General features: G+C 70.9%; 12 protein-coding genes. 10 read left to right on the plus strand and 2 right to left on the minus strand.

Annotated elements, in window-relative coordinates; all coding sequences use genetic code 11:
• Positions 1–274: 274 nt before the first annotated feature.
• Positions 275–1,387 carry a mechanosensitive ion channel family protein gene (locus ACZ4WH_RS13865; RefSeq protein ID WP_468179938.1) on the plus strand — a complete coding sequence of 371 codons (1,113 nt, stop codon included), beginning with the start codon at positions 275–277 and terminating at the stop codon, positions 1,385–1,387.
• 59 nt (positions 1,388–1,446) lie between these two features.
• Here ACZ4WH_RS13865 and ACZ4WH_RS13870 read toward each other — a convergent pair whose 3' ends face one another.
• Positions 1,447–2,058: a hypothetical protein gene (locus ACZ4WH_RS13870; protein WP_468179940.1), complete on the minus strand. Its 612-nt coding sequence runs from the start codon at positions 2,056–2,058 to the stop codon at positions 1,447–1,449.
• Positions 2,055–2,591 (minus strand): hypothetical protein, encoded by a 537-nt coding sequence (locus ACZ4WH_RS13875; protein WP_468179942.1) that lies wholly within the window; start codon positions 2,589–2,591, stop codon positions 2,055–2,057. The genes ACZ4WH_RS13870 and ACZ4WH_RS13875 overlap by 4 nt, the downstream gene beginning before the upstream one ends.
• Positions 2,592–2,835: 244 nt before the next feature.
• Between ACZ4WH_RS13875 and ACZ4WH_RS13880 the strand changes: the two genes are divergently transcribed.
• From ACZ4WH_RS13880 to ACZ4WH_RS13920, 9 genes are all read left to right on the plus strand, one after another.
• Positions 2,836–3,663, plus strand: coding sequence for a hypothetical protein (locus tag ACZ4WH_RS13880; protein WP_468179944.1), 828 nt, complete (start codon positions 2,836–2,838; stop codon positions 3,661–3,663).
• 217 nt (positions 3,664–3,880) lie between these two features.
• Entirely contained in the window at positions 3,881–5,092 is a 1,212-nt protein-coding gene (locus ACZ4WH_RS13885; RefSeq protein ID WP_468179946.1) for an ROK family transcriptional regulator, read from the plus strand.
• A gap of 44 nt (positions 5,093–5,136) precedes the next feature.
• Positions 5,137–6,480 carry an ABC transporter substrate-binding protein gene (locus ACZ4WH_RS13890; RefSeq protein ID WP_468179949.1) on the plus strand — a complete coding sequence of 448 codons (1,344 nt, stop codon included), beginning with the start codon at positions 5,137–5,139 and terminating at the stop codon, positions 6,478–6,480.
• Positions 6,480–7,421, plus strand: a complete 942-nt coding sequence (locus ACZ4WH_RS13895) for a carbohydrate ABC transporter permease (RefSeq protein ID WP_468179951.1) — start codon at positions 6,480–6,482, stop codon at positions 7,419–7,421. Before ACZ4WH_RS13890 ends, ACZ4WH_RS13895 begins: the two co-directional genes overlap by 1 nt.
• Before the next feature lies 1 nt (position 7,422).
• Positions 7,423–8,316, plus strand: coding sequence for a carbohydrate ABC transporter permease (locus ACZ4WH_RS13900; protein ID WP_468179953.1), 894 nt, complete (start codon positions 7,423–7,425; stop codon positions 8,314–8,316).
• 7 nt (positions 8,317–8,323) lie between these two features.
• A complete protein-coding gene (locus ACZ4WH_RS13905; protein WP_468179955.1) occupies positions 8,324–9,589 on the plus strand; it encodes a 6-phospho-beta-glucosidase in 1,266 nt (421 codons plus the stop codon).
• Positions 9,580–10,566 (plus strand): N-acetylglucosamine kinase, encoded by a 987-nt coding sequence (locus tag ACZ4WH_RS13910; protein WP_468179957.1) that lies wholly within the window; start codon positions 9,580–9,582, stop codon positions 10,564–10,566. The genes ACZ4WH_RS13905 and ACZ4WH_RS13910 overlap by 10 nt, the downstream gene beginning before the upstream one ends.
• Positions 10,567–10,638: 72 nt before the next feature.
• Positions 10,639–12,093: a purine-cytosine permease family protein gene (locus tag ACZ4WH_RS13915; protein WP_468179959.1), complete on the plus strand. Its 1,455-nt coding sequence runs from the start codon at positions 10,639–10,641 to the stop codon at positions 12,091–12,093.
• A 198-nt stretch (positions 12,094–12,291) separates the two neighbouring features.
• Positions 12,292–13,749: a hypothetical protein gene (locus tag ACZ4WH_RS13920; RefSeq protein ID WP_468179961.1), complete on the plus strand. Its 1,458-nt coding sequence runs from the start codon at positions 12,292–12,294 to the stop codon at positions 13,747–13,749.
• Positions 13,750–13,762 lie beyond the last annotated feature (13 nt).

Below are 13,762 nucleotides of genomic sequence, written 5' to 3' on the forward strand. Positions count from 1 at the left end.
CGATCTGCAGTCAGTCTCCCCTCATGCCTGGTGGAAGCGCCACCATGTCCCGGTAACGGGCTGGGAGTGTTTTCGACCACACCCTGATTCATCCCCCGGATCATGGCCTGTTCAAGCCCGCGTGAGTCGCGTCTCTCCTGCACGCCTCCTGTGCGGATCGGCACGAGGCATACACAATGCCCCGTTAGTGTGGTGGTCCTGTCCGTCCGGTGACCTTTTCGTGACCTTGACCGCCCGCCGGTACGGACCGCGCAGCACCTGGGAGGTACCTGCCGTGTCGTCCCTGCCCGCCGCCGTCCTGGCCGCCGGCGCATCGCCGTCTCCTTCGCCGTCGCCGTCCGGTTCGACGGCCCCGGCCGTGCCGACGCTCCAGGACGCCCAGGAGAGCGCGACGAACGCGGCGAGCTGGGTCGAGCAGAACTGGTCGACATGGCTCGCGATGGGCCTTCAGATCCTGCTGATCCTGGCCGTGGCGGTGGCGCTCCGAGCGGTGGTGCGGCGGGCGATCACCAAGCTGATAGACCGGATGGGCCGCACCGCGCAGGCGGCGGAGGGCAGCGCGCTGGGCGGGCTGCTGGTCAACGCGGAGCGGCGCCGGCAGCGCTCGGCCGCGATCGGGTCGGTGCTGCGCTCGGTGGCGAGCTTCCTGATCCTCGGCACGGCCGCGCTGATGGTGCTGGGCACCTTCAAGATCAACCTGGCGCCGCTGCTGGCGTCGGCCGGTGTCGCGGGTGTGGCGATCGGTTTCGGCGCGCGCAACCTGGTCACGGACTTCCTGTCCGGCGTGTTCATGATCCTGGAGGACCAGTACGGCGTCGGGGACGTGATCGACGCGGGTGTGGCGACCGGCGAGGTGATCGAGGTCGGGCTGCGCGTGACCAAGCTGCGCGGTGACAACGGGGAGATCTGGTACGTCCGCAACGGCGAGGTCAAGCGGATCGGCAACCTGTCCCAGGGCTGGGCGACGGCCGGGGTCGACGTGACCGTGCGGGCGAGCGAGGACCTGGACCGGGTCAAGGCCACGCTGGACGAGGTCGCCGAGAAGATGAGCAAGGAAGAGCCCTGGAACGAGCTGCTGTGGGGCCAGATCGAGGTGCTCGGCCTGGACTCCGTGCTGATCGACTCCATGGTGATCCGGGTCTCGGCCAGGACGATGCCGGGCAAGTCGGTCACGGTGGAGCGGGAGCTGCGCTGGCGGATCAAGCGGGCGTTCGACGCGGCGAGCATCCGCATCGTGGGCGGGGCGACGGCCGTCGAGGACCAGGAGGACACCCCCGACCCGACGGCCACGGTCGCGGCCCCGTCGGTGTACTCCAACGCGGACTCGCCCCAGTCGGCGGCGGCCACTCCGATAGCCGCCCAGCGCCAGGCGCCGCCGGGGAAGTAGGGGAGCGGTTCAGCGCGCTCGTTCGGCGCCCTGCCCCGCCCTGGACACCGCCGCCGCCTTCATCGAGGGCTGAGCGGACCGCAGGCCGTCTGGTAGGCCTCGCGGACCCACGCCTCCCCGCCCGGGTCGGTGCCGCAGGACAGGGAGGCGCCCTGGTGGGCGTCGAGCCCGGTCGTGACGCTGCCGTAGTGCGTGCCGTCCGGGCAGCTGACGGCGAAGCTCGCGTCCACCACCTTCACGGCCTCCGCGGTGACGAAGCGGCCGGCGCCGTCGAAGTCGATCCGGTCGGGGTGCCGGGGACGACGGGCCGTGCTCTCCCCGGGAGCCATCAGCTCGCTCGCGTCGTGGCCCAGGTGCCGCGCGAGCGAGGCCATCGCCCGCCGCCGGGACACCTCCACGCCGTTCGTCCGGATCGAGCCGACGACCGTGCGCACGGGCACGTTCCGGAAGGTGGCCCATCCGTCGTCCTTGCCGAGCGTCACCACCGGGGAGACACCGGTCAGCCGCGTCTCCCGCCGTACCGCACCCCAGCGGAACGCGCCGGAGCCGCAGGACGGCGACGCGGAGGGCTTCGCCAAGGGCGTCGCCGGGGCCTGACGCGGCTGCCGCGCCGTACACGCCACCGCTCCCAGCAGCAGCGCGACCGCCACCGCCGTCCGACCGCCTCTCACTTCGCCTGCCCCAGTCTCGTCACCTGGCACAGCGCCACGAACGCGCTCGCCACGCGCTGCCCCGGCATGCTCGTCAACCCCTGGTCCGCGCGCAGCACCACCAGGGCCTCACCCGACGTCCGGTCCAGCGTCAGGGAACCGGTGACGGCGTGCCGGCCGCGGAACGGACGCCAGCGGAAGTCCCACGCCTCCCCCTCGCCCGTCACGTCGAACGCCCGCTCGGACCCGGCGATCTCCGCCCGCAGCCGCTCCGCCTCCCCCGCCGGGAACGCCCGCTCCTGCGTGGGCGCGAGGGCGTCCACGGTGACCGGGATGCCGGTGCCGCGCGCCCGGCAGACCAGGGCGGCGTACACCCAGAGCGCGGCGAGCAGGCTGAGGCCGGCCCAGAGGAGCGGGGCGAGGACGAGGTCTTCGGCGAACGACCGGGTCAGGCCCTCGCCCAGGAAGTCGCTCAGGCCCACCGTCACCAGCAAGGGCACGAAGCCGGACATCGTGGCCGGCCACAGTCTCCAGAGCAGCCTTCGGTCGGCCATCCCCACCATCCCCCACCCGTCCCCGCGCTGTCCGTTCGCCGCCCGAATGTAGGCCCTGTGACCAGCGAAAACCACATCCGTGACGCACCCGTGACAGGCGCCCGTCTCGCACCCGAATCCAGATCGTCCTCACAGGAACCCCGCATTCCCTCCGCATCCGGTGATCCTCTAGGGTCGCCTCCACAACGGGCCCTTGTTCTGGAGCGCGACGCCGCCCGGGGGCCCGTCTCGAATGTGGGGAAACATGCGCAAGCTCGCCATCGGTACCGCCCTGTCCGGTGCCCTGGCCCTGGCCGGCCTGGCCGCGCCCGCCGCGTCGGCGACCGGTACGCCGGACCTGACGTTCTCCGGCGTGACCGTGAACAAGGGCAAGCCGGTCGTGGTCGGCACCACCAAGGCCGTGAACGTGCCGGTGTCGTACACCCTGACCCGGCCGAAGGACCTGGTCATCGACCAGGAGAAGACCGTGCAGGGCGTGCTCCTGTACCTCGGCACGCTGAAGTCGGTCGACAACGAGCTGGGGCCGGAGAAGGCGCCCGTCTGCACGACCACCGCCACGACGGACACGACCGTCACCGAGAGCTGCACCGAGACGATCGTCGCCGTTCCGGACCGGGAACTGTACGAGGCCACCGACGCCGGCACCTGGAAGGCCGCCGGTGTCTACGCGCACAGCGACGGCAGCGCCTCGGACGACTACCTGCACAGCGAGAACGACGTCACCATGTGGGGCAACCTCGCGTCGGTGCAGATCAAGCGCGCCGCCCGGCTGACCGTGAACGCCGCCCCGGAGCCCGTCGTCAAGGGCCGGACGCTGACCGTCAAGGGCAGGCTGACCCGCGCGAACTGGGCGACCGGCACGTACACCGGCTACAAGGACCAGAAGGTCGTCCTCCAGTTCAAGGCGGACGGCGGCGCGTACGCGAACGTCAGGACGATCACCTCCGGCACCGGGGGCGCCCTGTCCACCACGGTGAAGGCGGCCAGGAGCGGCAGCTACCGCTTCGTCTTCGCCGGTACGGCCACCACCGGCGCGAAGACGTCCGCCGGTGACCACGTGACCGTGAAGTGACCCCGGGCACTCCCCGTACCGCAGCGCCCCCGAGGTAACGACTCTGTTGCCTCGGGGGCGTTGTCTATTGACGCCCCCTTCGTCCTCGGCTTACGTTCCTCCCACCCCAATAGGAAAGTTTCCTAACAGTGATCTCCCGGGCGCCGTTGATCAAGACTGGACGTCATGCCCAGGTCACTGAAAAGCTGGGCGGCTGGAAAGGCAGGTGTCGACCCCCATGGCAGGAACCGCCGGTACGCCGGGCACGCCGCGCGTCCTGCGCGCCATGAACGACCGCGCCGCCCTGGACCTGCTGCTGGAACACGGACCGCTGTCACGCACCCGGATCGGCAAGCTCACCGGCCTGTCCAAGCCCACCGCCTCCCAGCTGCTGGCCCGTCTGGAGGCGGCCGGACTGGTCCGGGTCACCGGCACCAGCGAGGGCCGGCCGGGACCCAACGCCCAGCTGTACGCGCTCGACCCCGGGGCCGCGTACGCCGCCGGGCTCGACGTCACCCCGAACCGCATCCGGGCCGCGGTCGCCGACATCACCGGCCGCACGGTCGGCGAGTACGAACTGCCCACCCCCGGCCGGCGCCCGGCACACCCCGTCGTCCAGCAGGTCACCGACGCCCTCGACGGCGCCGTCAAGGCCGCCGGGCTCGCCCGGTCCGACGTGCACCGGCTGGTCATCGGCACGCCCGGCGCCTTCGATCCCAACACCGGGCGGCTGCGCTACGCCTCCCACCTGCCGGGCTGGCACTCCCCCGCGCTGCTCGACGACCTCGCGGCGGCCCTGCCGATGCCGGTCGAGTACGAGAACGACGTCAACCTCGCCGCCATCGCCGAACAGCGGCTCGGCGCGGCCCGCGGCCACGCGGACTTCGTGCTGCTGTGGAACGAGGAGGGCCTCGGCGCCGCCCTGGTCCTCGGCGGCCGGCTGCACCGCGGCTGGACCGGCGGCGCCGGCGAGGTCGGCTTCCTGCCGGTACCGGGCACCCCGCTGGTACGGCAGGTCACCAAGGCCAACAGCGGCGGCTACCAGGAGCTGGCCGGCTCCCAGGCCCTGCCGAAGCTGGCCCGGGAACTCGGCATCGAGGACGTGCCGTCGGGGCCGTACACCGAAGCCGCCACCACGCTCGTCGCCCGCGCCGCCGACCACGCGAGCGGCCCTCACCGGGAGCTGCTCCAGACCTACGCCACCCGGCTGGCCACCGGTCTCGCCTCGCTCGTCTCCGTCCTCGATCCCGAACTCGTCGTCCTCAGCGGCTCCGCCCTGACGGCCGGCGGCGAGGTGCTGCGCGCCCTCGTCCAGGCCGAGCTGGAGGAGCTGGCCGCGGCCCGGCCCCGGCTGGTCGTGGGCGACGTCCGCGAACACCCCGTGATGCGCGGCGCGCTGGAGTCCGCGCTCGCCGCCACCCGCGACGAGGTCTTCGACACCTCGCGCTGAGCGCCCCCTCTTTTCCCGACCCCGTCCCCCAGGGAGACCTCGCCATGCCCACAGCCATACCCGGAGTCGCCCGAAAGGCGGCTTTTGCCCTGACTGCCTCCGCCGTGCTCCTCACCGCCGCGTGTACCGGCCAGTCCGACTCCGGTGCCACCGACGATCCCTCGAAGGACACGACGATCAACTTCTGGCACGCCTGGAGCGCGCCGAACGAGGTGAAGGCCGTCAAGTCGCTGGTCGCCGGCTTCGAGCACGCGCACCCCAACATCCACGTGAACATCGTCGGCAACATGACCGACGACAAGATCAACCAGGCGCTGCGGGCCGGCGGTGACAAGGCCCCGGACGTGATCTCGTCGTTCACCACCAACAACGTGGGCAAGTTCTGCTCCTCGGGCGCGCTGGTGGACCTGAACCCGTTCTTCGCGAAGTCCGGGATCGACCCGGCGAAGACGTTCCCGAAGCCGATGAACGAGTACACCCAGTTCGACGGCAACCGCTGCACGGTGCCGCTGCTCGGTGACGCGTACGGGCTCTACTACAACAAGACGGCGTTCAAGAAGGCCGGCATCGCGAATCCGCCGAAGACCTGGTCCGAGTTCGAGGCGGACGCCAAGAAGCTGACCATTCCTCAGGGCGGCGGCTACAAGCAGCTCGGGTTCATGCCGAACTACCACGGCTGGGAGTCCACCACCGAGCACTACCTCGGCCAGTTCTCGCCGACGTACTTCGACAAGAACGGCAAGTCGAACCTCACCAAGGACCCCGCTTTCGCACAGGGCTTCACGCTCCAGAAGAAGCTCGTGGACGAACTCGGCGGCTACCAGAAGCTGGAGAAGTTCCGCGCCACGCTGGGGGACGAATGGGGCCCCAAGCACCCCTTCCACACCGGCCAGGTCGCCATGCAGCTCGACGGCGAGTGGCGGCTCGGCATGGCCGAGGAGGCCAAGCCGGACTTCGAGATCGGGGTCGCCCCGCTGCCCGTCCCGGACGACCAGGCCGACCAGTACGGCAAGGGCTACATCACCGGCACCATCGCGGGCATCGCCGCCACCAGCCACAAGCAGAACGCGGCCTGGGAACTGGTGAAGTACATGACCACGAACACGGACGCGGTGGTCGGCTTCGCCAACGACATCCACAACGTGCCGTCCACGCTGGCCGCGCTGAAGTCGCCCAAGCTGAAGTACGACCCGCGGTTCAAGACCTTCCTGGACATCGCCGCCAACCCGGACTCCACCACGAGTCCCGCCTCGATCAACGGCGGTGTGTACCTGGTGACGATCCAGCAGTTCGGCTACGACTACGAGAGCGGCAAGGTCACCGATCTCAAGGCCGGGCTGAAGAAGACGGCCGCGCAGATCGACACGGACATCGCGCAGGCCCAGTGATGAGCGCCGTCACCCTCGCGTCGAAACGCCGGCGCTCGGCCCTGCGCACGCTCGCCTTCATGTCCCCGTGGCTCATCGGCTTCGCGGTCTTCTTCGCCTATCCGCTGATCTCCACGGTCTATTTCTCCTTCATGCACTACGACGGCTTCCGGCCGCCGACGTGGAGCGGCGGGAAGAACTGGACGTACGTCTTCGAGCACTACCCGCTGTTCTGGCCCGCCCTGCGCAACACACTGTGGCTGGTCGTGATCATGGTGAGCCTGCGGGTGGTGTTCGGGCTCGGCGTCGGGCTGCTCATCACCAGGATCAAGACCGGTACGGGCGTCTTCCGCACCCTGTTCTACCTGCCGTACCTCGCCCCGCCGGTCGCGGCCACCATGGCCTTCGCGTTCCTGCTGAACCCCGGTACCGGCCCGGTCAACGCCATCCTGGAGAAGGCCGGGCTGCCGGCGCCGGGCTGGTTCAACGACCCCACGTGGTCCAAGCCGGCGCTGACCCTGCTGGCCCTGTGGGGCGTCGGCGACCTGATGGTCATCTTCATGGCCGCGCTGCTCGACGTACCGACGGAGCAGTACGAGGCGGCGGAGCTGGACGGCACCTCGGCCTGGCAGCGCTTCCGGTACGTGACCCTGCCGAACATCTCCCCGATCGTGATGTTCGCCGTCGTCACCGGCGTGATCCAGACCATGCAGTACTACACCCAGCCACTGGTCGCCGGGAAGGTCGCCTCCGGGGTGATCCAGGGGGCCGGCACCCAGTTCGAGCCCGGCTACCCCGACAAGTCCACGCTCACCCTCCCCCAGCTCGTCTACAACCTCGGCTTCCAGCGCTTCGACTACGGCTCGGCGTGCGTGGTGGCGCTGGTGCTGTTCGCCCTGTCGATGGCGTTCACCGCGCTGCTGATGCGGCGCCGGGGCGGCCTGATCCAGGCAGGTGACTGACATGACCCAAGTACTGGACCCGCCGGTGAAGCCGGCACCGCTCGTCACCGGAGCCGAGCGCACCGCCCGCCGCAGGGCGCTGCTGGAGTGGATCGCGGTCCACTCGCTCGGCGTCGCCGCCGCGCTGTTCTTCACGCTGCCGTTCGTGTTCGTCTTCCTGACCTCGCTGATGAGCGACAGCCAGGCCCTCAGCCGGGACCTGATCCCGCACACTTGGGAGTGGGGCAACTACCGGAAGGTCTTCGACACGCCCGGCTTCCTCACCTGGTGGAAGAACACGCTGATCTACGCCGGTCTCGGCACCCTGCTGACCGTGGTGTCCTCCATCCCGGTGGCGTACGCGCTCGCCAAGTTCCGCTTCCGGGGCCGGAATCTGTCGCTCATGCTGGTGATCTCGATGATGATGCTGCCCCCGCAGGTGGTCGTCATCCCGATGTACCTCTTCTGGGCGAAACAACTGGACCTGTCGGGCACGCTGTGGCCGCTGATCGTCCCGATGGCGTTCGGGGACGCGTTCTCCATCTTCCTGCTGCGCCAGTTCCTGATGACGATCCCGAACGAGTACCTCGACGCGGCCAAGGTCGACGGCTGCGGTGACCTGCGCACCCTGGTGCGGGTCGTGCTGCCCATGGCCAGGCCGGGCATCGCCGCCGTCGCCCTCTTCCAGTTCTTCTACGCCTGGAACGACTACTTCGGCCCGCAGATCTACGCGTCCGAGAACCCCGGCGCCTGGACCCTGTCCTACGGCCTGGAGTCCTTCAAGGGCGCCCACCACACCGACTGGAACCTCACCATGGCCGCCACCGTGCTGGTCATGGCCCCCGTGATCCTCGTGTTCTTCTTCGCCCAGAAGGCGTTCGTCGAGGGCGTCACCCTCACCGGAGTAAAGGGTTGAACTGGCTATGAAACTCACCGTGGTCGGCGGCGGCTCGACCTACACACCCGAACTCGTCGACGGCTTCGCGCGCCTCAGGGACACCCTGCCCATCGAGGAACTCGTCCTGGTCGACCCGGCCGTGGACCGCCTGGAGCTGGTCGGCGGCCTGGCCCGGCGGATCTTCGCCAAGCAGGGCCACGGCGGCCGGATCGTCACGACGTCCGACCTGGACGCGGGTATCGACGGCGCCGACGCCGTCCTGCTCCAGCTGCGCGTCGGCGGGCAGGCGGCCCGGCAGCAGGACGAGACCTGGCCGCTGGAGTGCGGGTGCATCGGCCAGGAGACCACCGGCGCGGGCGGCCTGGCGAAGGCCCTGCGCACGGTCCCGGTGGTCCTGGACATCGCCGAGCGGGTCCGCCGGAGCAACCCGCGCGCGTGGATCATCGACTTCACCAACCCGGTCGGCATCGTCACCCGCGCCCTGCTCCAGGCCGGGCACCGGGCGGTCGGGCTGTGCAACGTGGCGATCGGCTTCCAGCGGAAGTTCGCGGCCCTGCTCGGCGTGGCCCCGGCGGATGTGCATCTGGGCCATGTGGGCCTGAACCACCTCACCTGGGAAACCGGTGTGCGTCTGGGCGGCCCGGAGGGTGAGAACGTCCTGCCGAAGCTCCTGGCCGAGCACGGCGAGGCCATCGCCGACGACGTCCGCCTCCCCCGCCCCCTGCTGGACCGCCTCGGCGTCGTCCCCTCCTACTACCTGCGCTACTACTACGCGCACGACGAGGTCGTCCGGGAACTGCGCACCAAGCCCTCGCGGGCGGCCGAAGTGGCGGCGATGGAGCGCGAACTCCTGGCGATGTACGGCGACCCGGCCCTGGACGAGAAGCCGGCCCTGCTCGCCAAGCGCGGCGGTGCCTTCTACTCGGAGGCGGCCGTGGACCTGGCGGCGGCCCTGCTGGGCGGAGGAGGCAGCCCCTACCAGGTGGTGAACGCGCTCAACAGGGGCACGCTGCCCTTCCTCCCGGACGACGCGGTGATCGAGGTGCAGGCGGCGGTCGGCTCCGCCGGCCCGGTCCCGCTCCCGGTCCCCGGCCTGGACCCGCTGTTCTCCGGCCTGATCGCGAACGTGACGGCGTACGAGGACCTGGCCCTGGAGGCGGCCCTGCGCGGCGGCCGGGACCGCGTCTTCCGCGCGCTGCTGGCACACCCCCTGATCGGCCAGCACGCGTACGCCGACGCCCTCACCGACCAGCTGATCGCACACAACCGGGAGCACCTGGCGTGGGCCTGACCGCACCTGACCCCCTGACGGTCCTCGCCATCGACGCGGGCAACAGCAAGACCGACGTGGCCGTGGTCACCGCCGCCGGGGAGGTCCTGGCCACGGCGCGCGGCGGCGGTTTCCGCCCGCCCGCGGTGGGTGTGGCGGCGGCGCTGGACGCGCTGGCGGAACCGGTGGCCCGGGCGTTCGCGGACGCCCGGGTCACCTCCGTCAGCCATGTCGCGGCCTGCCTGGCCAACGCCGATCTTCCGGTGGAGGAGGAGCAGTTGGCGAGCGCGCTGCACGCGCGCGCGTGGGGCGCGTCGGTGGAGGTCCGCAACGACACCTTCGCGATCCTGCGCGCGGGCGTCGCCGAGCCGCGCGGGGTGGCGGTGGTGTGCGGCGCGGGCATCAACTGCGTGGGCATGCGGCCCGACGGCCGTACCGCCCGGTTCCCGGCCATCGGCCGTATCTCCGGCGACTGGGGCGGCGGCTGGGGCCTGGCGGAGGAGGCCCTGTGGCACGCGGCCCGCGCGGAGGACGGGCGCGGCGGTCCGACCTCTCTGGCCCGGACCCTGCCCGCGCACTTCGGCCTGCCCACCATGTACGCCCTCATCGAGGCGCTGCACCTGGAGCACGTGGACCACGACCGCCGGCACGAGCTGACGCCGGTCCTGTTCGCCACCGCGGCGGACGGCGACCCGGTGGCCCGCGCGATCGTCACCCGGCTCGCGGAGGAGGTCACGGTGATGGCCACGGTCGCCCTCACCCGCCTGGACCTGCTGGAGGAGGAGACCCCGGTCCTCCTCGGCGGCAGCGTCCTCACCGCCGGCCACCCCCAGCTGAACGACGCCATCCGCACCCTCCTGGCGGCCCGCGCCCCCAAGGCCGACGTCCGGGTGGTGACGGCGAGCCCGGTCCTGGGAGCGGTCCTCCTGGGCCTGGACCGGCTGGGGGCGGACGCTCAGGCGCGGGAGCGGGCGCGGGCCTACTGGGAGGCGGGCTGATCCTGAGTCGTCCCACGGGCGGAGCGGGGCAACAATGTGACCAGAGGTGCGGACCCGACCTCCGGAGGCGCCATGAGCACATCAGACGAGCCAAGAGTGTCCGGTCTGGAGGTCCGGTCCATCGACTACGTCCCGCTGGACGAGCGGCACGGCAAGCTCTGGCATCTGGGCCCGCTGTGGTTCATGTCCAACGCACAGATCGCCACCCTGGCCGTCGGGCTGGTCAGCATCACCCAGGGCGGCAACCTCGTCTGGTCACTGCTGGCCATCGTCTCCGGCACCGTGATCGGCACCTTCTTCATGGCCTTCCACTCCGCCCAGGGCCCCCAGCTCGGGCTGCCGCAGATGATCCAGTCACGGCCCCAGTTCGGCTACGTCGGCGCCCTGCTGGTGTGGCTGTTCGCCTACGTGCAGTACGCCGGGTTCAACGTCTTCAACAGCATCCTCGCCGCCGACGCCCTGCACACCACAGTGCACGGCGGCGTCAAGCTGTGGGTCGTCGTGGTGACCGTCGTCGCGCTCGTCGTCGCGCTGGTGGGCTACGACATCATCCACAAGGCCGAGCGGGTCCTGACGTACACCTTCCTGGTGATCTTCGGGATCTTCACCGTGGGCGTCCTGGTCACCCTGCACTACCCGGCGGGCTCCTTCGACCTCGGCGGCTTCCGTTGGACGCCGTTCCTCGCGCAGTTCGGCGTGGTCGCGGGCTACCAGATCAGCTGGGCCATCTACGTCTCCGACTACTCCCGTTACCTTCCTCCGGACGTGACCGTCCGCAAGACCTTCTACTGGACCTACTTCGGTTCCGCGCTGGGCGGCATCTGGCTGATGGTTCTCGGAGCGCTGCTGGCGGCCTGGGCGGGCCCGCAGACCTTCCAGACGATCCCGGCGATCAACTCCGCGGGGGACAAGGTGTTCACCGGGTTCGGCGCCGTCGTGCTGCTGTTCTCGGCCCTCGGCCTGGTCTCGGTGACCGCGCTGAACATGTACGGCGGGTCACTCACGCTCATCAGCGCCATCGACTCCTTCGCACGGGTCCGGCCGACGCTCGGCGTGCGGCTGCTCACCCTCGGCCTCACCGCGGCGCTCTCCCTGGTCGGCGCGCTGGCCGCGACGTCGAACTTCCTGGCGAACTTCGAGAACTTCCTGCTCCTGGTGCTCTACCTGTTCATCCCGTGGACCGCCGTGAACCTCATGGACTACTACGTGGTGCGCCGCGGGCACTACGCCATCGCCGAGATCTTCAACCCGCACGGCCTCTACGGCCGCTGGGGCTGGCACGGCATCGTCGCCTACCTCGTCGGCTTCGCCGCCATGGTCCCGTTCTTCTCCGTGGGCACCCTGTACGCCGGCCCCGCCGCGAAGGCGCTGGGCGGCGCCGACATCTCCCTCTTCATCGGCCTCCCGGTCAGCGCCCTCCTGTACTGGTGGCTGACCCGCTCGATCGACGTGGAGGCGGAGACCCGGCTGGCGACAGCGGAGGCGGCAGGCCTGGAACAGGCTGCTCACGAGCACCGCGAGCCGTGAGACCGTCCCCGGGCGGCCCGCTGCGCAAGGGAACCGATCCCCCGTCATCAGCGTGTTCCAGCACAGGGGGTGGTGCGTCCGCCGGTACGCGCCCCCGGGGCACGCTGCGATCCGATCAAGATCCAGTGAAGGCCGGTGCGGAATGTCAGTGCGGGCGGTGATACTGGGCGGCGTACGGATGACCATGGGGGAGGTCGAGTGACACACCCGCCGAAGAGCAGCGCGGCGCCACCGCCGGCCGGGTCCGCCGGTGTGGCCGGTGTCCCCGGCATCCCCGCTCAGCCCGGGCCGCCCGGGCCACCCGCGCCGCCCGTGGCCGTCGGTCCGGGGGTGCCGCCCGCGCGCCGGACCGCCTTCGCCGAGGGTGCCGAGCGGCTGCGGGCCGCCGCGACCACCGAGCCGGGGCGGTTGCGGATCATCGGTGCCGTCCTGGCGCTGCTGGTCGTCGCGTTCGGGGTGGTCACCGCCTGGCAGACCAGTGCCCGTTCGGCCGCCGCCGACGACGTGCTGCACCGCAGCCAGCCGCTCAGTTCGGGCGCGGCCGGCATCTACCGGTCGCTGGCCGACGCCAACACGGCCGCGTCCAGCGGGTTCCTGGCGGGCGGCCAGGAGAACGCCCAGTCCACGGACCGGTACGAGAAGGACATACGGACGGCGGCCGCCGGGCTCGTCACCGCCGCCGCCAACGCCGAGCCGGGCTCCGCCTCCGAGGCGACCATCACCGAGCTGAACCGGCTGCTGCCCGAGTACAAGGGCCTCATCGAGCGGGCCCGGACGTACAACCGGCAGGGCTATCCGGTCGGCGGCGCCTATCTGCGGTACGCCAACGAGAAGATGCAGAAGGAGATGCTCCCGGCGGCGGAGGATCTCTACACGACGGAGAACCGGCGGCTCGACGCGGACTACGCGGACGCGACGCCGTACCCGTGGATCGCGATCGCGCTCGGGCTGCTCGCGCTGGCCGCGCTCGGCTGGGCCCAGCACCGCGTGTACCGACGCACCCACCGCGTCCTCAACCACGGCCTGGTCGCCGCCAGCGCCGCGACGGCGGTCGCCCTGCTGTGGCTGGTCGTGGGCCACGCGGTGGCCCGGTCGGGGCTCGACGGCTCGTACCAGCACGGCATCCGCTCGCTGAACGTGCTCCACGACGCCCGGATCGCCTCCCTGAAGGCGCGCGGCAACGAGAACCTGAGCCTGGTGGCGCGCGGCGCGGAGACCGTCACGGTCGACGGCACGACGTACGACGCCTACTACCGCGACTTCGACAAGGACATCGCCGTGCTCGGCAAGGGTCTCACCGAGGCGGCGCGGCTCGCCGACGACCAGGGGGGCACCGCACCGGTCAAGGCGGCCGAGGGCGACATGGCGGTGTGGAAGCAACGCCACTCCGCGGCCCGCGCCGAGGACGAGAACGGCAACTACCAGCAGGCGCTGGACAAGGTGATCGGCGCCAAGGGCGCGACCGCCGAGTGCTTCGACGGCGTCGACCGCAGTCTCGCCCGGGCCATCGACCATGAGCAGGCCGAGTTCCAGCGGGCGGCCGGGGACGGGCGGGACGCCATGGCCGGACTGCCGGAGGGCGCCGCCGTCCTCGCGGTGCTGGGCGCGGCCGGCGCAGTCGCCGGCATCGGCCGCAGACTTTCGGAGTACCGGTGACAGGGGGCAAGGC

The sequence above is a fragment of the Streptomyces sp. NPDC029138 genome (assembly GCF_055564375.1).